This is a genomic window from Methylobacterium sp. CM6257, assembly GCF_054611515.1.
In genome coordinates this window covers 6,041,721-6,060,530 of record NZ_CM137735.1, presented here as the reverse complement: position 1 = coordinate 6,060,530, position 18,810 = coordinate 6,041,721, and the positions used below count along the sequence as shown (strand labels likewise).

Genomic DNA, 18,810 nt, shown 5'->3' with positions numbered 1-18,810 from the left:
CCTGCGCCGTGGCGATATCCGCACGCGGATCCAAGCGAGGGTTGAGCACGGGCGCGGGGAGCGGCAAGATCATGCCGTCCCGAGCCGATCCGCAAGACAGCCATGCCGCCAGCCCTCGCCGCCGAACAGACCGTCGACCAGAATGCCGGGAGTGGCGAGAAGAGCGCTCACGCCTTCCGCACGATCAGCGAGGTCGCCGAGGAACTCGACGTGCCCCAGCACGTGCTGCGGTTCTGGGAGACCCGCTTCGGCCAGATCCGCCCCGTGAAGCGGGCAGGGGGGCGGCGCTACTACCGGCCCCAGGACGTCGAACTCGTCGCCGGCATCCGGCACCTCCTGCATGTGCGGCGCTACACCATCGCGGGGGCACAGCGGGTGCTCAAGGAGAACGGAGTCCGCTTCGTTCAGGCGGTGGGTCGCGGCGAGGCCGTGGCAGCCGAGCCCCTGGTCCAAGACGTCGATGAGGCGGGGGCAGGTGCCCGGAGCCGGGGGCTCGGAGATTCGGACCGGGCGGCGCTCGCGGCGGCCCTGGCGGAGCTGCGCGCCTGCCGCGCCCTGCTCGACGGCCTGCGCGAGGTTCGCGACGACGCGCCGTGACGCTGCGGGCCGCGACTGCCCCAATCCGCCCGGCCGCGCTCTTGCACGGGGAAGGCGAACTTTCCGGCAGGAATTCGCGTTGTCGCCCGCATGGCCGTCCCCAAATCCAAGCTGTCGCCCAGCCAGGAACTGATGGCCCGCATCATGCGGATCGTCCGCACCTGCCCCGAGGCGGCCTCCGAAGTGCTGGAATTGATGTTCCTCGTCAGCCAGATCGAGGCCGCGACCAATGTCGACCGGGAGTATCGTGACGCTCGGCGCGTGATCAGCCGCCTGCGCAACCCGCTCTGGGAGATGGGTCCCACCGACCGGGAAAAATTACGCGCGGCGGCGGAGACGATCCGCCGCGTGTGCCGACTCGCCGAGGACGAGATTCCGCCTGTGCCCACCGCCGATGTCGGGGAGCGCGCCCGGGTGGAGGCGCGGCTCGCCGCCGCCCTGGCCGGTGAATTCGATGCCGCGCAGATCGCCCGCGTCACCGGAGTCGTCGCGGCGGTGCTGCAGAATTAAGCAGAGCCGGGTGCCCTCGACGGCCGCGCGCAGCGTCCCCACATGCTCTCGACCGAAGAAGGGGCACCCGGAGCCAAGTCCGGAGGCAGGCCCCGGATCGGCACCGGAGAGACGCCGTCATGATCGACCTTCGTCCCCTCGCCGCGTTGCTCGCTGGGAGCCTGATGCTCGCCGGGCCGGCGCTGGCCCAGGCCACGGCGACGCGGGCCAAGACGGTCGCGCCCGGAAAGACGGTGCGACTGGAGATCGCGCCTAACCTCAAAAAGGATTGTTCTCCTGGGCCGATGCCCGAGTTCAAGGTTTCCGGGCCGCCCAAGAACGGATCGGTGATCACCAAGGTTGGCAAGCTGAAGACCCCGGCGAGCTATCGCTGCCCCAACAAGGAAGCTGCGGTGCAGGCTCTGTTCTACCAGCCGAACAGCGGGTTCACCGGGACCGACGAAGTGACGTTCGAGGTGAAGAGCTCCGACGGGCAAGTCCAGACGCAGACCGTCAAGATCACGGTCGGGACATCGGCCTCCAAATCAGGGGACGAGTCCAAGAAAGAGGGCACGGATTTGTGAGCCGGGACGGACGTTCGCAATTCCGGTCCAGCTTTGCGGCTTCCGACACGCGTTCTGAGGCGGCACGGAGTCTCGTCTGTGCCGCGGTCAGGTCGCGGGAGTGTTGCAAGCAATCGACATGCCGACCGCCATGCTCGCCGCACTGCGACAAAAGCGGGCCTGTCGGTTGCATCCGAGCCGAGACAGGATGAAGCTGTCACGGTCTGAGAGGGTTATCGAATGCCCATGCATGCGACGAACGACCTTTTCCAGAGCTTCGCCCGAGGGTACGAGGCCCGCCGCGACACGGAGATGACGCTCTCCGAGTATCTGGAGGCCTGTCGCGACGAGCCCCTGATGTACGCCTCGGCCGCCGAGCGCATCCTCTCGGCGATCGGTGAGCCCGAATTCGTCGATACCTCCAAGGACTCGCGCCTCGGCCGGATCTTCATGAACCGGACGATCCGGACCTATCCGGCTTTCCGCGAGTTCTACGGCATGGAGGAGACGATCGAGCGGATCGTCTCGTTCTTCCGCCACGCCGCGCAGGGTCTGGAGGAGCGCAAGCAGATCCTCTACCTGCTCGGCCCGGTGGGCGGCGGAAAGTCGTCGCTGGCCGAGCGGCTGAAGTCGCTCATGGAGGTCCACCCCATCTACGTACTCAAAGCTGGGGACGAGGTCTCGCCGGTTTTCGAGAGCCCGCTGGGGCTGTTCGACCCCGAGACGTTGGGTGAGGAGATCCAGAAGCGCTACGGCATCCCGCGCCGGCGCCTCACCGGCCTGATGAGCCCCTGGGCGCTCAAGCGTCTCGACGAGTTCAACGGCGACATCTCGCGCTTCAAGGTGATCAAGGTCCGGCCCTCGCGCCTGCGCCAGATCGCCATCGCCAAGACCGAGCCGGGCGACGAGAACAACCAGGACATCTCGTCCCTGGTCGGCAAGGTCGACATCCGCCGCCTGGAGACCCTGTCGCAGGCCGATCCCGACGCCTACTCGTACTCGGGCGGCCTGAACCGGGCGAACCAGGGCATTCTCGAATTCGTCGAGATGTTCAAGGCGCCGATCAAGATGCTACACCCGCTGCTCACCGCGACGCAGGAGGGCAACTACGTCGGCACCGAGAATATCGGCGCGATCCCGTTCACCGGCGTGATCCTGGCCCACTCGAACGAGGCCGAGTGGCAGACCTTCAAGACCAACAAGAACAACGAGGCCTTCATCGACCGGATCTACGTGATCAAGGTCCCGTACTGCCTGCGCGTCACCGAGGAGCAGCGGATCTACGAGAAGCTGATCTCCGGCTCCGAACTGTCGGACGCGGCCTGCGCGCCCGGCACGCTGGAGATGCTGGCCCGCTTCTCGGTGCTCTCCCGCCTGCGGGAGCACGCCAATTCCAACGTCTTCTCGAAGATGCGGGTCTATGACGGCGAGTCGCTGCGGGAGGTCGATCCCCGAGCCCGCTCGATGCAGGAGTACAAGGACACGGCCGGCGTCGACGAGGGCATGGACGGGATCTCGACCCGCTTCGCCTTCAAGGTGCTGGCCGCGACCTTCAACCACGACACCACCGAGGTCTCGGCCGACCCGGTGCACCTGATGTACGTGCTGGAGCAGGCGCTCAAACGGGAGCAGCTCCCGCCCGAGACCGAGAAGCGATACCTGGAATTCATCAAGACCGAGCTGGCTCCGCGCTATGCGGAGTTCATCGGCCACGAGATCCAGAAGGCTTACCTCGAATCCTACCACGATTACGGCCAGAACCTGTTCGACCGGTATATCGACTATGCCGATGCCTGGATCGAGGACCAGGACTTCAAGGATGCGGAGACGGGCCAGCTCCTCAACCGCGAGTTGCTGAACCAGGAACTCACCAAGATCGAGAAGCCCGCCGGGATCGCCAACCCGAAGGATTTCCGCAACGAGGTGGTGAAGTTCGCCCTGCGCTCCCGCGCCCAGCATGGGGGCCGCAACCCGAACTGGACCTCCTACGAGAAGCTGCGCGAGGTGATCGAGCGGCGGATGTTCTCCCAAGTGGAGGAATTGCTGCCGGTGATCTCCTTCGGTTCGAAGAAGGACGGCGAGACGGAGAAGAAGCACGGCGAGTTCGTCGAGCGCATGGTCGAGCGAGGCTACACCGAGCGGCAGGTCCGCCGCTTGGTGGAATGGTACATGCGGGTGAAGCAGGCCGGCTGAGGGACGGGGAGCCCGGCCGAGTCACAGCCGGCCGGGCCAAGTTCCGACCCTCCGCCGCCACAGTTTCGGACGACCAGCCGGTGAGGTTCTCGGGCCTGCTGCGAAAGAGGGATCCATCCCTCGGGCAACAGCATGGTACGATCAGGGTCCGGGCCCGGCCGGAACACGCGGACGAGGGTTTTCGCAGCGGATGCACATCGTCGACCGACGTTTGAACCCGGGCGGCAAGAGCCTCCCGAACCGCCAGCGCTTCCTGCGCCGCGTGAAGGACGTGGCTCAGCGCGCGGTGCGCGAATCTGCCCGTGAGAAGGACATCAAGGATCTCGGCAAGGACGGCCGGGTGACCGTGCCGGCCGACGGCGTGCGCGAGCCCCGCTTCGCTCGCCAGCCGGGCACCGGCCTGCAGGACCATATCCTGCCCGGCAACAAAACCTACGTGGAGGGCGACACGATCGAGCGGCCCCCGGGCAGCGGCGGCGGTCGCGGCTCGGGCGAGGGGGGTGAGGGCGGCGAGAACAGCGAGGACGCATTCCGCTTCGTGCTCACCCGCGAGGAGTTTCTGGAGCTGTTCCTCGAAGACCTCGAGCTTCCGGACCTCGCCAAGCGCCGGCTCGCCGTGGTGGAGACCGAGGGGCTGCGCCGGGCCGGCTACACGGTGACGGGCTCGCCCGCCAACCTCGCGCTCACCCGGACCTTGCGCAACTCGATGTCGCGGCGGATCGCCCTCAGGCGCCCGAAGCCCGACGAAGTCGCGGCCCTGGAGGCGCGTCTTGCCGAGCTGAGCGAGGGCGATCCGGAGCGACCGGATCTCGAGCACGCGCTTCACAAGCTGCGCGAGCGGGCCAAGCGCATCCCCTATGTCGATCCGATCGACCTGCGCTTCCGCCGCTTCGAGCCCTATCCGCGGCCGATCGCCCAGGCCGTGATGTTCTGCCTGATGGACGTGTCCGGCTCGATGACCGAGCACATGAAGGACCTCGCCAAGCGGTTCTACATCCTGCTGCACATCTTCCTGACGCGCCGCTACCGCCACGTGGAGATCGTTTTCATCCGCCACACCGACCGGGCGACCGAGGTGGACGAGGAGACCTTCTTCGGCTCCCGCGAGACCGGCGGGACTTTGGTCTCCTCGGCGCTGGTGGAGATGAAGCGCATCATCGCCGAGCGCTACGATCCCAACGACTGGAACATCTACGCCGCCCAGGCATCGGACGGCGACAACGTCTCCTCCGACGGGCCGACCGCGACGGAGCTCTTGCGGTCCCATATCCTGCCGGCCTGCCAGCACTTCGCCTATCTGGAGGTCGGCGACGAGAACGGCCCCCGTGCCGGCTTCGTGGAGCACCGCACCACCCTGTGGCGGACCTACGAGGCGATCGCCAAGGCCGGGGGCCCGATCGCCATGCGCAAGGTCAACCATCGCCGGGAGATCTACCCGGTGTTCCGCGAGCTGTTCGGCCGCAAGGACGCGCGCGCCGAGGCAGAGGCGTAGTGTTCGGCCCCTCCTCTCAAGGGGGAGGGGCGGATGTCATGAGGGTTCCATGGTGACCAGCCTGAGCCGACCCAGGGTGAGCGCGCCGGCCGTCAAGGTCGACAAGCCGCTGTTCACCGGCAACGACTGGGACTTCGACACCATCCGGCGCATCCACGACGCCTGCGAGGCCGTCGCCGGGCCGCAGCTTGGCCTGTCCTGGTACCCGAACCAGATCGAGATCATCACCGCCGAGCAGATGCTCGACGCCTACGCGTCGATCGGCATGCCGCTGTTCTACAAGCACTGGTCCTTCGGCAAGCACTTCGCCCAGCACGAGGCCGGCTACCGACGCGGCCTCATGGGGCTCGCCTACGAGATCGTCATCAACTCCGACCCGTGCATCTCCTACGTGATGGAGGAGAACACGGCGACGATGCAGACGCTCGTCATCGCGCACGCCGCCTTCGGGCACAACCACTTCTTCAAGAACAACTACCTGTTCCGCCAGTGGACCGACGCGGAAGGGATCCTCGATTATCTCGACTTCGCCAAGGGGTTTATCGCCCGCTGCGAGGAGCGCTACGGCCATCAGGCGGTGGAGCAGGTGCTCGACGCCGCCCACGCGCTGATGAGCCAGGGTGTCCACCGCTACCCGCGCAAGAAGCGGCCGGACCTCGCCTCCGAGCAGCGCCGCGAGCGCGAGCGGATCGAGCACGGGGAGCAGATTTATAACGACCTGTGGCGGACCCTGCCGCAGAAGACCGGCGCGGTGCGGTCAGACGCCGCCGCCGAGCGGCGCAAGGCGCTGCTCGAACTGCCGCAGGAGAACATCCTCTATTTCCTGGAGAAGGTGGCGCCGCGTCTGCGCCCCTGGCAGCGCGAGATCCTGCGCATTGTCCGGCTGGTGGCGCAGTATTTCTACCCCCAGCGCCAGACCAAGGTGATGAACGAGGGCTGCGCCACCTACTGCCACTACCGGATCATGAATGCCCTCTCGGAATCCGGTCAAATCACCGAGGCGGCCTACCTGGAGTTCCTGCAGTCGCACACCAACGTCATCCGGCAGCCGAATTACGATGACCGCTCCTATGGCGGGCACAATCCCTACGCGATCGGCTTCGCCATGATGCAGGACATCGCCCGCATCGCCGAGCAGCCGACCGCCGAGGACCGCGACTGGTTCCCGGAGATCGCCGGAACCGGGGACGCCATGGCGGTGCTGCGCGATTGCTGGGAGAATTACCGCGACGAGAGCTTCATCCAGCAGTTCCTGTCGCCGAAGCTGATGCGCGACCTGCGCCTGTTCCACGTGGTCGACGATCCGGAGGAGCCGGAGCTGCGGGTCGAGGCGATCCACGACGAGCGCGGCTACCGCAAGCTGCGCCGGGCCTTCGCGCGCCAGTACGACGTGGCGTGGCTCGATCCCGACATCGAGGTGGTGGACGTCGATCTGGAAGGCGACCGGCGCCTGATCCTGCACCACAAGGCGCTCAACCGGATCACCCTGCAGAAGGACGACGCCAAGCGCGTCCTCCAGCACCTCGCCGACCTCTGGGGCTACGACGTGGTGCTCAAGGAGATCGAGCCGGGCACCGGCGCGGTGCTCGGCGAGATTACTGCCAGCGCGCGGCCGATCTTCTTCTGATCAGGGCTGCAGGCGGCTTGTCCTATCCGCGTCCTCATCCTGGGGTGCGGCACAGCCGCCTCGAAGGAGGCCTCCGGGGATCGCGCGGCCGGCTGGAGGGCTCCTTCGAGGCCTCCACTGCGCTCCGGCACCTCAGGATGAGGGGGATGGATGGGTTCAGCCTGATTGCCCCGCCACGCCGCCCATGCTGCAAGCGGGCATGACCGCCACGATCCTGAGCCTCGCGGAAACCACCGCCTTCCTCGACCGCGAATTCCCGCAGATGCAGGCCGGTGGGCGCGCCTACCATCTCGAGGCCGTGGGGCCGCTCTCGGCGCGGATGCGGCTCGAAGCCCATGAGCGCTTCCTGCGCCCGGGCGCGACGGTCTCGGGCCCAGCCATGATGGCGCTCGCCGACTACGCCCTCTACGCGGCGATCCTCGCCAATATCGGGCCGGTGGCGCTCGCCGTGACCACGAGCCTGACGTTCAACTTCCTGCGCAAGCCCGCCTCGGGCGATCTCCTGGCGGAGTGCCGGCTGCTGAAGCTCGGCCGCCGCTTGGCCGTCGGTGAGGTGCTGATCACTGCCGGTGGCAGCGCGGATCTCGTCTGCCACGCAACCGGCACCTACTCGATACCGCCGCGCTGAGGACGCTCAGGCCCGCGCCTCGGCGAGTCGGGCGGCGTAGCGGGCGATCAGGTCGACCTCCAGGTTCAGCCGGTCGCCTTCGCGGCGCTCACCCCAGGTGGTGACCTGCAGCGTGTGGGGGATCAGCAGGATCGAGAACAGGTCGCCCATGACCGAATTCACGGTCAGCGAGGTGCCGTCGAGGCAGACCGAGCCCTTCTCGGCGATGAATTTCGCCAGGGCTGCCGGCGCCCGCAGGGTGAAGCGCTCGCTCGGGCCCCAGGCGCCCGCCGTGACGCTCTCGCGCGCCACGATCTCGGCGAGCCCGTCGACATGGCCGGTGACCAGATGGCCGCCGAGTTCGTCGCCGATCTTCAGGGAGCGTTCCAAGTTGATCCGCCTGCCCGGGGTCCAGGAGCTCACGGTGGTGCGCGCCAGGGTCTCGGCGGCGGCGTCCACCGCGAAGACGCAGCCGTCCCCGACCGGCTCCACCGACACCGCTGTGAGGCACGGGCCCGAGCAGGCGATCGAGGCACCGAGCGCGATCGTGGCCGGGTCGTAGGACGCGCGGATTGCGATCCGGCGCAGGTCACCCTCGCCCGAGACCGAGACCACCGTGCCGACGTCGCTGACCAACCCCGTGAACATCGCTTACGTCCTGTTGCGTTCGTAGGTCACCGCCTCGTCGGGGCCGAGCCGGAGCCGCTCGGCCTCACGGAACCGGTCGCCCGCGAGGGCTTCCGTCAGGCCGGGGCCCAGCGCCGGCAGGCCGCCGGCCTCGCCCAGCTCCGCCGGCCCGGTGACCAGCGTGCAGGCATCGATCAGATCGGCCCGGGCGAGCGCCTCCGCAAGGCGGGGTCCCCCCTCGCTGCACAGACGCGTCAGGCCGCGCTCCCCCAGTTGGGCCAGGGCCGCCGGCAGGTCGATCCGGCCGGTGGCGTCCGCCGGCACGGTCGCGACCTCGACGCCGAGTGCTTCCAGGGCCCGGCGGGCATGGGCCGGGGCGGAGCGGGTGGTGAGGACCACGACCGGCGCGTCGCGGGCGGTCCGGGCGAGCACGCTCGCGGGCGAGAGCCGCAGATGCGTGTCGAGGACGATCCGCAGGGGCGAGCGCCCCGCCAGTCCCGGCAGCCGCACCGTCAGCGACGGGTCGTCGGCCCGGGCCGTGCCGATGCCGATGAGGATCGCGTCGGCATGGGCCCGCCAGAGATGGACTGCCCCGTCCGCCACCGGCCCGGTGATCCGCAGGCGCTCGGGGCCGGCCGCCGCGCAGAAGCCGTCGCGGGTGCGGGCGAGCTTGAGGTGCAGGGCCGGGCGACCGCGGAGGACCCGAGTGACGTGGCCGATATGGTCCCGGGCGGCCTCCGCGCACAACAGGCCGGTCTCAACGGCCACGCCCCCCTGCCGCAGGAGATCGTGGCCGCGCCCCGCCACGCGCGGATCCGGATCCTCGACGGCACTGACGACCCGGGCGATCCCGGCCGCCAGGATCGCGTCCGTGCAGGGCGGCGTGCGGCCGTGATGCGAGCAGGGCTCCAGGGTGACGTAGAGGGTCGCGCCCCGGGCGGCTTCTCCCGCAGCCGCGAGCGCCATGGGTTCCCCGTGCGGGCGCCCGCCCGGCGCCGTCGCCCCCGTCCCGAGGATATGCCCCGTCCCGGGCTCGACCACGACGGCGCCGACCGACGGGTTCGGCCAGGTGCTGCCGAGGCCGCGCCGGCCCAGCGCCAGGGCGAGGCGCATGAAATTGGTATCGTCGCTCATGAGCGTCCGGCGCGGCGCCGCCCCGGTGCCTCGGGGTCCGGCTCGGCCTCCGGCCCCGGCGCTTCCGACGGCACCAGAGTGCCGTCGCTCAGCGTGCCGAGCAGGTCCTCGAAGTCCTTCGCCTCGCGGAAATTCTTGTAGACGGAGGCGAAGCGCACATAGGCGACGTCGTCGAGACCTTTGAGCCCCGCCATCACCAGCTCGCCGATCGCCTCGGAGGTCACCTCGGGCTCGCCGGCACTCTCGAGCTGCCGGGTGATGCCGCTGACCAGCCGCTCGATCCGCTCCGGGTCGACGGCGCGCTTGCGAAGCGCCACGTCGATCGAGCGCTGAAGCTTGTCCCGGTCGAAGGGCACGCGCTTGCCGGAGCGCTTGAGCACCACGACCTCGCGCAACTGCACCCGCTCGAAGGTGGTGAAGCGGCCGGCACAATCCGGGCAGACCCGGCGACGCCGGATCGCGGCGCCGTCCTCGGAGGGCCGCGAGTCCTTCACCTGGGTCTCGGAGCCGCCGCAATAGGGACAGCGCATGGGTCTGTGTCTCGGGCATGAAAACGGCCGCGGACCGGTCGGATCCGCGGCCGTTTCCTAATCCACTCGGGGGCGAGCCGGAAGGCCGGCTCCGCTCGGACCTCAGCCGTAGATCGGGAACCGGTCCGTCAGCGCGTGGACGCGGCTCTTGACGTCGGCCTCGACCGCGCTGTCGCCCGCCTCGCCCTTGGCGGCCAGCCCGTCCAGCACCTCGACGATGAGGCCGCCGATCTGCTTGAACTCGGCAACGCCGAAGCCGCGGGAGGTGCCGGCCGGGGTGCCGAGCCGGATGCCCGACGTGATGGTCGGCTTCTGCGGGTCGAACGGCACGCCGTTCTTGTTGCAGGTGATGTGCGCCCGCGACAGCGCGGCCTCGGCGGCCTTGCCGGTCAGGCCCTTCCGCTGGAGGTCGACCAGCATCAGGTGGTTGTCGGTGCCGCCCGAGGTGATGTCGTAGCCGCCGGAGATCAGGGTGTCGGCGAGCGCCTTGGCGTTCTCCACCACCTGGCGGGCGTAGATCTTGAACTCGGGCTTCAGCGCCTCGCCGAAGGCCACGGCCTTGCCGGCGATGACGTGCATCAGCGGGCCGCCCTGGAGGCCGGGGAAGATCGCCGAGTTGAACTTCTTGGCCAGCGCCTCGTCGTTCGTCAGGATCATGCCGCCGCGCGGGCCGCGGAGCGTCTTGTGGGTCGTCGTGGTGGCGACGTGGGCATGCGGGAACGGCGACGGATGGACGCCGGCGGCCACGAGGCCCGCGAAGTGCGCCATGTCGACCATGAAGTAGGCGCCGACTGCGTCGGCGATCTCGCGGAACTTCGCGAAGTCCCAGTGACGCGGGTAGCCCGAGCCGCCCGCGATGATCACCTTCGGCTTGTGCTCGTGGGCGAGGCGCTCGACCTGCTCCATGTCGATGCGCTGGTCCTCACGGCGCACCGTGTAGGAGACCGGCTTGAACCACTTGCCAGAGACGTTCGGCGGAGCGCCATGGGTGAGGTGGCCGCCGGCGGCGAGGTCGAGCCCGAGGAACGTGTCGCCGGGCTGCATCAGGGCCAGGAACACGCCCTGATTGGCCTGGGAGCCGGAATTCGGCTGCACGTTGGCGAAGCCGCAATCGAACAGGCGCTTGGCGCGCTCGATGGCGAGATCCTCGGCGATGTCCACGAACTGGCAGCCGCCGTAGTAGCGCCGGCCCGGATAGCCCTCGGCGTACTTGTTGGTCAGCACCGAACCCTGAGCTTCCAGCACGGCGCGGGAGACGATGTTCTCCGAGGCGATCAGCTCGATCTCGTGCTGCTGCCGGCCGAGTTCCTTGGCCACCGCCTCGGCGATCTCGGGATCGGCCTCCGTCAGGGGGGCCGCGAAGAAGCTGTTGGAGAAGTGCTTGTCGGCGGCGGTACCGGCGCTCATGGTCTGCCTCTGTTCTGGTAGGGGCGATGCCCGGCCTTCGTCGGCGTGCACGGGCGGGCGTTGGAACGGGGATTCCTACACGCGCCGGCCGCTCAGGCCAAGCACAGGCATTTTGGCCGTACGCAAAGAATAATTTGCCGCAGGTGGATGCCTGCACGCCGTCAGCTGGCGATCGGCGCATTGTCCCGGCGAGATCGCGAATCGCTTAATATAAGGAAAAAATCATAGAATGAAAAGTGAACACGGTGGCCGGGCAGGGCCGCTATGCAAAGTCATGATCATGATGTGGCTTTGAATGACGCCGTTGCCGAAGTCCGACTTAATCTTTCTTTCACTGCTCTGCGCTTTCTGGAAATCAAGGCTGGGTTCAGGCAGGATCAGCTGCGCGGCTGCGATGGCAGGCGGTGCGGCGGCAGTGGCTCTGTCGTCGTTACGCAAAGGCAGGGCCGCCAAGCCGGCTTCGAGTGTTCAATAATCCCGATCTCGGATCTGACTGAAATCTATCCGGAGATAGACTTCGGAGGTCCTCGGGCTTTCGCCTGCGCGTTCTACTTCGCCACGTTTGCAGGCTGCGCCGGTACCTGGATGGCGGTCGCTGCCTGTGTGGAGCGATTGGGCGGCATCGCCTTCGACCCGCAAGAGGGCAAGCTGTTCGCCGCTGACGACGCCATCCGCCATGCCCACGACACATTGGCCAGCGTCGCAAGGTTGGAGGCGACTTTCAGCGGCCCCTCAGCCGGCTGAGGCAGTACCCGAAGGCCGGTCGTCGAGACCTATGTCAGCCCTGCGCCGTAAGGTTCGTCTCGATCAGCACCGTCTCGGTCTCGAAGGCGGCGGCATGCCACTCTCCGGCCGGAAAGTGAAACACGCTGCCGGTGGCGAACGGCTTGCGGCCCTGCTCGGTCTCCAGGACCCCCGAACCCGAGATGACCTGCACGAACTGCTCGTGATCGTGGCTGTGGCGCGGCGCCGAGACCCCTGCCGGCACCACCACGCGCACGAGGCTCGCGCCCACGCTCGGGATCTCGCGCTTGGCGACGCCGTTGCCGGCGAGGCTCTCCGCGCGATCAATCCAGGCGGTCAGATGATCGGTCATCGATGCATCTCCTCGGGGGCAGGACAGGCGACCCGGATCGGCCGCGTCAATGGCGGCCCGGCTCCGATCCCTGCGTCAACCGGTTCCGCCAGAGGGGCGTCCGCGCCGCGTCTTGGGAGCCGCCGGATCGCGGGCCGGCGCGTTGGCCTCGGGCGACGGGCTGCTCGTGGGCCAGAAGGTCTCGAACAGCTCCTGCATCGCCCGGATGTTGTTGCCCTGCACCTCGGCGCCGGTGCGGATCATCTGCTGGAGCATGTCGGAGCCGGCCTCGGCAGCCTTCATGTCCGATGGCTTGGGGGCAGGCTTTGCGGCCGGGACTGGGGCCGGCGGTTCGGCGACGGGCATCAGGGCCTTGGCCATCTCAGCCCAGACCGGCCCGAAGGGGAAGGGGATCGGCGGGGGCGGCGGGGCCGGCCGCGCCTGCGCGGTCTCGACCGGCGGCTGGTTCAGCATGACGTGGACGATGCTCGCCACGACAGCGCCTGCCATCATCGGCAGCATCTGGCGAAGGACCTGCGCGCCGACGCCGCTCGTGGCGGAGGCCTGCCGCAGCACCGCCTGCATCAGCTGGGCCGACCCGAACATCTGGCTGAGCGCGTCGAAGCCTTGCGGTGCGGCCGGCCGCGTCGCTTCGGGCATCCCGAACATCCGGGCGAAGCTGCTGGGATCCAGGCCGACGCTGCGCTGGAGACCGAGCGTCAGGGCCGGCATCAGCGCCTCGAAGGCGCGGGCTGTCTGCTCGGTCGTCAGGCCGAATTGCTGGGCCATGGCCTGGAGCCCGGCCTCACCCTGCGCCTGGAACATCTCGAGCGGGTTGAACATGACGCCTCGATCCTGTCCCGGTCGGACCGGCCGGGACGAAGCATCGTGATCCTTTGCGCGGGGAAATACCAGTTCCCGCGCGCGGAACTTTGCGCATGACCCAGTTCGGCTCGGTGGATCGGGCCGTATCGCCGCCGCGCCGCACCCGAATGGTCGAACGGCCGCCTCAGCTCACCGGCCCCGGATGGGCGTGGCCGGCCGGCAGCGGCACGGCCCGGTGAGGCGCCTCCGGCGCGCCCTCCGGCGCCCGGATCCGCGGACCCGTACCCTCCAGGCGGTCCACGGTGCGGCGGGCCAGCAGGATGCCGAGCGCTCCGAAGACCAGGGAGCCGAGACCCATGCCCGCCAGCACGCCGCGGGGGCCGTAGAGTGCTGCGCCCAGCATCGCGGGAGGCATGGTGCCCAGCGTTGCCCGACCCCAGTTGAGCAGGGTCGAGCGCACCGGGAAGCCGAGATTGTTGAAGGCGGCGTTGCCCAGGAACAGCAGGCCGTTGAAGAACCAGATCGCACCGCCGACGAGGCAGAAGAAGCCGAACAGCTCGGCCGCGACACCCTGCAGCCCGAACAGGGCCGCCAGCGGCCCCCGGGCGAGCGCGAGGACGAGCCAGACCAGAGCCACGTAGGCGAGCGTCACCCGGACCGACTCCCGAAGGACACCGCGCATCCGGTCGAACCGGCCCGCGCCCCAGTTCTGCGCCAGGATCGGCCCGATCGCCCCCGACAGGGCGAAGAGGCCGCCGAAGGCCACCGGCGTCAGGCGGTCGATCACGGCCGCGGCCGCGACGGCATCGGCGCCATAGCCGGCAAACAAGCGTGCCAGAAAGGCGCTCGCCACCGACGGAGCGAGGTTGGTCAGCACGGCCGGCCCGGCGACCGATCCCAGGGCGGCCCCGTGGGACGGCAGGTCGGCGAGGCGCGGAAGGCCGAGCAGCCCGTGACGGGCGACGCCGCGCAGGCCCACCGCCACGAAGGTCGCCCGCGCCACGCAGACGGTGATCGCCGCGCCCTCGAGACCGAGGCCCGCCCCGAAGATCAGCAGCGGATCGAGGAAGGCCGTGACGAGGGCGCCGGCCAGGGTCACCAGCATCGCCTGCCGCGCTGCGCCCACCGCGCGCAGCAGCCCGGTGAACAGCATGCCGGCGGCGAGCAGCACGTTCGACGGCAGGGTGATGTGCAGGAACAGCTCGGCCGCCCGCGCGGCTTCCCCTCTGGCGCCGATCAGGGCCAGCAGCGGATCCATCAGGACGGCGATCAGCGCCGCGATGAGGGCGGCCACGAGGCTGCCCAGGGCTAGGGCCGAGGCGGCGAGGCGCCGTGCCGCCGGGTCACACGCCCCCACCGCCCGGCCCACCAGGGCGCCGGCGGCGATCATCAGGCCGATATTCACCGCGGTGGCGAAGAACTGCACGATCCCCGCGAAACCGACCGCTGCGGTAAGGTTCGGGTCGCCGAGTTTCGAGACGTAGAACAGCGACAGCAGATCGACGACGAAGATCGCCATCAGCCCGACCGAGCCGGTGGCGGCCATCACGACCACGTGCCGGAGGATCGACCCGGTGACGAAGCGGCCCCTCTCCGCCGGGGGAGGACCGTCAGGCATCCGGGCCGTCACGCATCCCGGACGCTGCCTTCCGCCTCGAGCTCAGGATCCGCATCGCCCTCCGCCTCGGCGGCATCGGTCTCGTGCGGCGCGAGTGCGGGCTTCTCCAGGAGCCGCTCGGCCGCCTCGCGCCGGTCGCTGCCTACGAGGTCGCGGGTCTCGGTGCTGAGCGCCCGGGCGGGGCGTACGGGGGCGGTGAGCGGCTCGGGCTTCAGCCCCGCCGCGGCGCCGCGCATCCAGCTGGAGCCGTCCGGCAGGGCACCCGCCTGCTGCAGGACCAAGCGGGCGATGTCGCGCTTGCGCACGTCGTCGGCCCGGGCCGCGGCCGCCTCCGGCGACAGGCCGAGGCCCTCGAGCGCCGCCCGCCCGAAGGCGAGGGCGGATTCGGAAGTCTCGCGGATCTGGTAATCCACGTCCCGGTTCATCAGCTCGACCGCGTGCAGGCGGTCGTAGGCGCGCACGAAGGTGCGGACGCTAGAGAATTCCTCGTGCACGATGTCGACGATCTTGAGGGCGCCCTCACGGTCGTCGACGCAGATGCAGACCAGCTCGACGCGGCCGATCCCGGCGGCCCGCAGCACGTCGAGCCGGGTGCCGTCGCCGTAATAGATGCGGAAGCCGAAGCGCGAGGCCGCGCGCAGCTGCTCCACGTCCTTGTCGATCACCGTGACCGGGATGCCCTCGGCGAGCAGCACCTGCGTCAGCACCTGCCCGAAGCGCCCGAAGCCGATCACCAGCACCCGCGCGTCGCCGCTCTCGGCGAGGTCCGAAGAGGGTTCCTCCAGCTCGAGGGTGCTGCGGGCGTTGTGCCGCTCGATCAGCTTGTCGAGGCCCTTGGCGGCGATCGGCCCGATCAGCATGGTGAGCGCGGCGAGTGCCACCGCGAAGCGCGTCGCCGTGGCGCCGGTGAGCCCCAGACCCTCGGCCTGCGGCAGCAGCACGAAGGCGAACTCGCCCGCAGGCGCCAGGACCGCCGCGCCCCGGAGCGCCCCCAGCGTGTCCGAGCCGAACAGCCGGAACAGCCCGGCTACCAGGGCGACCTTCACGAGGATCGCCCCGAGGGTCGCTCCGAACAGCGCCGGCCAGACCTCGCGCACGAGGTTGCCGTCGATCGACATGCCGACGCTCATGAAGAACAGGCCGAGCAGCATGCCGCGGAACGGCTCGATGTCGGCTTCGAGCTGGTGGCGGAAGTTCGACTCGGCGAGCAGGATGCCGGCCAGGAACGCACCCATCGCCATCGACAGGCCGACCTGCTCCATCAGCAGCGCCGTGCCGAGCACCACCAGCAGCGCCGCCGCGGTCATCACCTCGCGGGCGCCGCTGGCCGCCAGCAGCCGGAAGAACGGGTTCAGGCCGTAGCGGCCGACCAGCACCACCGTGAGGATCGCGGCGAGCGCCTTGCCGGTGGAGACCGCTGCCTCCCCGAGCCAGGACGCGTCGGTCGCCTCGCCCGCCGAGGCCAGCAGCGGCATCAGGGCCAGGATGCCCACCACCGAGAGGTCCTGGAACAGCAGAACCGCGAAGGCCCGGCCCCCATAGGCGCTGCCGAGGTCGCCCCGCTCCTCGAGGAGCTGGAGCGCCACCGCTGTCGCCGAGAGGGCTAGCGCGAGGCCGATCACCGCGGCCGCGCCGAAACTGAGTCCCGCCAGCACGCCCGCGCCGCCGAGCACCAGGGCGCAGACGACGAGCTGCGCCGTCCCGAGGCCGAAGATGTCGCGGCGCATCGAGACGAGCTGCGACAGGTGCAGCTCCAGGCCGACGATGAAGAGGAGCAGCACGACGCCGATCTCGGCGACGCTGGCGGCGGTGTCGGGCTCGGCGATCAGCGACAGGCCGGACGGCCCGATCAGCACGCCGGCCACGAGGTAGCCGAGCACGGCGCTCTGGCCGATCAGCCGGAAGACCGGGACGCCGATCACGGCCGCCGACAGGAAGGTCAGGACCGGCGGCAGGAAGCTCGCATGTTCGACGGGGCTCGCCATGAAGATCGTCCCGGCGGTTCTTCTCGGTTCGCGCACGTGAGCCATCCGCTTAGCGCGCGCGGCGCCGGGATGCGAGCCGTGTCCGGGTGCCGTTCGGCACAAGCGGGCGATCACCCCAGAAAGCGCGACCGTGCCCGGCGCGAGCCGTCGATGAACTCGAAGCCGCCGGCCGCGCTCAGCATGTGCAGGCGCGAGCCGGGCCAGGCCGCCCCGGGGCCGAGGCGGGTCTCGACCCGCTGCGCGTAGCCACCCTCGTCGAGCCGCAGGATCCGGGCGAGGCCGAGCGCCGCGCCGTAGCCCCGGCGGCAATCCTGGACCGGCCGTATCAGGGCGCCGTCGCGCGCCACGATTGGGCCGGCGGCCCGCGCCGATCCGACATCGATCAGAACCGGATTGTGCCGGTGGGGCGTCCAGGGGCCGCGGAAATGCGACGCGTGCCAGAGGTGCAGCGTGTCGGAGTAGCTGCCTCCGCCCGCGCGCACGGTGGCGAACAGCCACCAGCGGGCGCCATGGTGCAGAAGCGTCGCGTCGCCCGCCACGACGCCGTCCACCAGCACCGCCTCGTGAACCCAGCCCCGGGGGAAGTCGGTGGCGCGATAGAGGTCGATCGTGCCGGAGGCGTGGGATTCCGGGATCATCCAGACCTGCCCGTCCGCCTCGAACACGAACGGATAGGACAGGTGCGTCTCGAGTTCCAGCACGGGTTCCGGCTGGCCGCGCGGTCCTCGCTCATCGAAGCCCACGGCCGCGATCACCCCCTTGCCGCGGCGGTAGTCGAACGATTCGACGAACAGGGTCACGTCCCCGCCGCGGGCGATGGCGAACGGGTCCGCGTAGAAGCGCCGTCCATCGTCGGGCAGGTCGGTCCAGCCGCTCTCCGGGTGCCGGCGCAGGTCGATCAGGTCGGGTCCCACGACCCGTCGCCAACCAACCCGCCATTGCGGGCTGTAGAAGCAGAGAGCGTAGAGCCTGCGGGCGATCTGCCGGGCGAGCCCTTCGGCGGCGCGGCGCCCGGCTCCGAGGCCGCCGAGGTCGAACGCCGTCGCCGGTTGCAGCGGCGCCTCGGTGCCGTCCGGAAGCGTCGGCGAGGCGGCTCCATCGAGGGCCGCGGCGATCAGCGTGATGGTCCGGGCGAGATAATCCTCGAAGGCGGCGAGCATCACGGTGTGCGACTCCGCGCCGAGGCGCCCGACCGCCAACGGCACGCCGTCCGGTCCGCGCAGGGCCGCCACCGGTGCCCGGTGGGCGAAGAGTGCGGCGAGCAGGCCGGCTTCGCCCGGCATTCCGTCGAAATCGAGCCGCCATATCGGCGTGGAGCCCGGTCCCGCGGGCGTGCCCGAGAGGTCGAGGATGAGGTCGGCCTCGCTGTCCTCACGGCCGGCATCTGGCGCTGCCTCGTAGGGCGCCAGCGCCACCGGCTCGGCCGCAGTCGCCAGGCCCGGGCGGGGCAGGCCGTGAATCGCCGCCTCCAGCCGGAACAGCAGTTCCGCGTTCGGGGGCAGCCCGTCCGTCCCCTTGGTCCAGGTGACCCGGACGCGGCGGTCGGGCCGCTGGCCTAGCTGATCGAGGAGACGGATGTGCCAGCCCCGCAGGGTCCGGCGGTCGAGCCGCACGATGACCGTCCGCACCGACGGGGATGAGCTGGCCACCCGCGGCTCTGGCCAGACCGGTGCTCGGCCGCCGCCGGCAGGCGGCCGGTCCACGCCTCCGATCGACCGCTCCATCAGCCGGATAGGCCCGCGCGCGGCGTGCCGGACTTCGTAGCGACCCTCACGGCGGACCGGGACCCTGAAATTACCCGACAATGACCGCGGATACGGGCGCTGCGGGTTAAGGAGCTATTGCTCCACGCTACGATCAAGCAAGTCTGGCTGCTTGTCTACCGGTCGGCCGCTTCAATCCAGAGCGATCTCTGCTGACTGATCCAGAACGTCAGTTAATACGTTAGATTTCGTACGCTGCGATAACCCGATGTTACGCCGCCGTGATATCGTGCCGCGCGGCGGTTGTGAGCCTTGCGCGGGAACCCCCCGTCAGCGAG

17 protein-coding genes are annotated in these 18,810 nt (G+C 69.6%); 8 read left to right on the top strand and 9 right to left on the bottom strand.

Annotation, left to right across the window (positions count from 1 at the left end; translation table 11 throughout):
- Positions 1–102 precede the first annotated feature (102 nt).
- The 7 genes from ACYCO6_RS29490 to ACYCO6_RS29460 all read left to right on the top strand — a co-directional run bounded on the left by ACYCO6_RS29490 (position 103) and on the right by ACYCO6_RS29460 (position 7,589).
- Positions 103–597: a MerR family transcriptional regulator gene (locus ACYCO6_RS29490; RefSeq protein WP_459765997.1), complete on the top strand. Its 495-nt coding sequence runs from the start codon at positions 103–105 to the stop codon at positions 595–597.
- Positions 598–687: 90 nt separating this feature from the next.
- Positions 688–1,107 carry a hypothetical protein gene (locus tag ACYCO6_RS29485; protein ID WP_459765995.1) on the top strand — a complete coding sequence of 140 codons (420 nt, stop codon included), beginning with the start codon at positions 688–690 and terminating at the stop codon, positions 1,105–1,107.
- Between the two features lie 119 nt (positions 1,108–1,226).
- Positions 1,227–1,670 carry an Ig-like domain-containing protein gene (locus ACYCO6_RS29480; protein ID WP_459765993.1) on the top strand — a complete coding sequence of 148 codons (444 nt, stop codon included), beginning with the start codon at positions 1,227–1,229 and terminating at the stop codon, positions 1,668–1,670.
- Between the two features lie 219 nt (positions 1,671–1,889).
- Positions 1,890–3,842: a PrkA family serine protein kinase gene (locus ACYCO6_RS29475; RefSeq protein ID WP_459765991.1), complete on the top strand. Its 1,953-nt coding sequence runs from the start codon at positions 1,890–1,892 to the stop codon at positions 3,840–3,842.
- A gap of 190 nt (positions 3,843–4,032) precedes the next feature.
- Complete coding sequence (locus ACYCO6_RS29470) at positions 4,033–5,334, top strand: YeaH/YhbH family protein (protein ID WP_459765989.1); 1,302 nt, start codon at positions 4,033–4,035, stop codon at positions 5,332–5,334.
- A gap of 49 nt (positions 5,335–5,383) precedes the next feature.
- Complete coding sequence (locus tag ACYCO6_RS29465) at positions 5,384–6,961, top strand: SpoVR family protein (protein WP_459765987.1); 1,578 nt, start codon at positions 5,384–5,386, stop codon at positions 6,959–6,961.
- Between the two features lie 199 nt (positions 6,962–7,160).
- Positions 7,161–7,589, top strand: coding sequence for a PaaI family thioesterase (locus tag ACYCO6_RS29460; RefSeq protein ID WP_459765985.1), 429 nt, complete (start codon positions 7,161–7,163; stop codon positions 7,587–7,589).
- Positions 7,590–7,595: 6 nt separating this feature from the next.
- On the opposite strand, the gene ACYCO6_RS29455 is transcribed toward ACYCO6_RS29460, so the two are convergent.
- From ACYCO6_RS29455 to glyA, 4 genes are all read right to left on the bottom strand, one after another.
- Positions 7,596–8,216, bottom strand: a complete 621-nt coding sequence (locus ACYCO6_RS29455; RefSeq protein WP_459765983.1) for a riboflavin synthase — start codon at positions 8,214–8,216, stop codon at positions 7,596–7,598.
- Positions 8,217–8,219: 3 nt separating this feature from the next.
- Positions 8,220–9,329, bottom strand: a complete 1,110-nt coding sequence (gene ribD / locus ACYCO6_RS29450) for a bifunctional diaminohydroxyphosphoribosylaminopyrimidine deaminase/5-amino-6-(5-phosphoribosylamino)uracil reductase RibD (RefSeq protein WP_459765981.1) — start codon at positions 9,327–9,329, stop codon at positions 8,220–8,222.
- Complete coding sequence (gene nrdR, locus ACYCO6_RS29445; protein WP_459765979.1) at positions 9,326–9,859, bottom strand: transcriptional regulator NrdR; 534 nt, start codon at positions 9,857–9,859, stop codon at positions 9,326–9,328. The genes ribD and nrdR overlap by 4 nt, the downstream gene beginning before the upstream one ends.
- Before the next feature lie 102 nt (positions 9,860–9,961).
- The gene (gene glyA, locus ACYCO6_RS29440; protein WP_459765977.1) at positions 9,962–11,266 is read right to left on the bottom strand and encodes a serine hydroxymethyltransferase; all 1,305 of its coding nucleotides are present in this window, start codon (positions 11,264–11,266) and stop codon (positions 9,962–9,964) included.
- Between the two features lie 291 nt (positions 11,267–11,557).
- Here glyA and ACYCO6_RS29435 point away from each other — a divergent pair, with 291 nt between their 5' ends.
- Positions 11,558–12,010, top strand: a complete 453-nt coding sequence (locus ACYCO6_RS29435) for a hypothetical protein (protein ID WP_459765974.1) — start codon at positions 11,558–11,560, stop codon at positions 12,008–12,010.
- Positions 12,011–12,044: 34 nt separating this feature from the next.
- Here the strand turns inward: ACYCO6_RS29435 and ACYCO6_RS29430 are convergent, their stop codons facing one another.
- The 5 genes from ACYCO6_RS29430 to ACYCO6_RS29410 all read right to left on the bottom strand — a co-directional run bounded on the left by ACYCO6_RS29430 (position 12,045) and on the right by ACYCO6_RS29410 (position 18,493).
- Entirely contained in the window at positions 12,045–12,362 is a 318-nt protein-coding gene (locus ACYCO6_RS29430) for a cupin domain-containing protein (protein ID WP_459765972.1), read from the bottom strand.
- 75 nt (positions 12,363–12,437) lie between these two features.
- Entirely contained in the window at positions 12,438–13,184 is a 747-nt protein-coding gene (locus ACYCO6_RS29425) for a DUF937 domain-containing protein (protein WP_459765970.1), read from the bottom strand.
- A 166-nt stretch (positions 13,185–13,350) separates the two neighbouring features.
- A complete protein-coding gene (locus tag ACYCO6_RS29420; RefSeq protein WP_459765968.1) occupies positions 13,351–14,784 on the bottom strand; it encodes an MATE family efflux transporter in 1,434 nt (477 codons plus the stop codon).
- A gap of 8 nt (positions 14,785–14,792) precedes the next feature.
- Positions 14,793–16,769 (bottom strand): monovalent cation:proton antiporter-2 (CPA2) family protein, encoded by a 1,977-nt coding sequence (locus ACYCO6_RS29415; protein WP_459765966.1) that lies wholly within the window; start codon positions 16,767–16,769, stop codon positions 14,793–14,795.
- 110 nt (positions 16,770–16,879) lie between these two features.
- Positions 16,880–18,493, bottom strand: a complete 1,614-nt coding sequence (locus ACYCO6_RS29410; protein WP_459765964.1) for a glucosamine inositolphosphorylceramide transferase family protein — start codon at positions 18,491–18,493, stop codon at positions 16,880–16,882.
- Positions 18,494–18,810 lie beyond the last annotated feature (317 nt).

What these genes read in the sequence shown, in the direction of transcription:
- ACYCO6_RS29425 (WP_459765970.1), bottom strand. Translation starts at nt 13,184, where the DNA reads ATGTTCAACCCGCTCGAGATGTTCCAGGCGCAGGGTGAGGCCGGGCTC.
- ribD (WP_459765981.1), bottom strand. Translation starts at nt 9,329, where the DNA reads ATGAGCGACGATACCAATTTCATGCGCCTCGCCCTGGCGCTGGGCCGG.
- ACYCO6_RS29465 (WP_459765987.1), top strand. Translation starts at nt 5,384, where the DNA reads ATGGTGACCAGCCTGAGCCGACCCAGGGTGAGCGCGCCGGCCGTCAAG.
- ACYCO6_RS29455 (WP_459765983.1), bottom strand. Translation starts at nt 8,216, where the DNA reads ATGTTCACGGGGTTGGTCAGCGACGTCGGCACGGTGGTCTCGGTCTCG.
- ACYCO6_RS29470 (WP_459765989.1), top strand. Translation starts at nt 4,033, where the DNA reads ATGCACATCGTCGACCGACGTTTGAACCCGGGCGGCAAGAGCCTCCCG.
- nrdR (WP_459765979.1), bottom strand. Translation starts at nt 9,859, where the DNA reads ATGCGCTGTCCCTATTGCGGCGGCTCCGAGACCCAGGTGAAGGACTCG.
- ACYCO6_RS29490 (WP_459765997.1), top strand. Translation starts at nt 103, where the DNA reads ATGCCGCCAGCCCTCGCCGCCGAACAGACCGTCGACCAGAATGCCGGG.
- glyA (WP_459765977.1), bottom strand. Translation starts at nt 11,266, where the DNA reads ATGAGCGCCGGTACCGCCGCCGACAAGCACTTCTCCAACAGCTTCTTC.
- ACYCO6_RS29415 (WP_459765966.1), bottom strand. Translation starts at nt 16,769, where the DNA reads ATGGCGAGCCCCGTCGAACATGCGAGCTTCCTGCCGCCGGTCCTGACC.
- ACYCO6_RS29485 (WP_459765995.1), top strand. Translation starts at nt 688, where the DNA reads ATGGCCGTCCCCAAATCCAAGCTGTCGCCCAGCCAGGAACTGATGGCC.
- ACYCO6_RS29430 (WP_459765972.1), bottom strand. Translation starts at nt 12,362, where the DNA reads ATGACCGATCATCTGACCGCCTGGATTGATCGCGCGGAGAGCCTCGCC.
- ACYCO6_RS29460 (WP_459765985.1), top strand. Translation starts at nt 7,161, where the DNA reads ATGACCGCCACGATCCTGAGCCTCGCGGAAACCACCGCCTTCCTCGAC.
- ACYCO6_RS29475 (WP_459765991.1), top strand. Translation starts at nt 1,890, where the DNA reads ATGCCCATGCATGCGACGAACGACCTTTTCCAGAGCTTCGCCCGAGGG.
- ACYCO6_RS29410 (WP_459765964.1), bottom strand. Translation starts at nt 18,493, where the DNA reads ATGGAGCGGTCGATCGGAGGCGTGGACCGGCCGCCTGCCGGCGGCGGC.
- ACYCO6_RS29480 (WP_459765993.1), top strand. Translation starts at nt 1,227, where the DNA reads ATGATCGACCTTCGTCCCCTCGCCGCGTTGCTCGCTGGGAGCCTGATG.
- ACYCO6_RS29420 (WP_459765968.1), bottom strand. Translation starts at nt 14,784, where the DNA reads ATGCCTGACGGTCCTCCCCCGGCGGAGAGGGGCCGCTTCGTCACCGGG.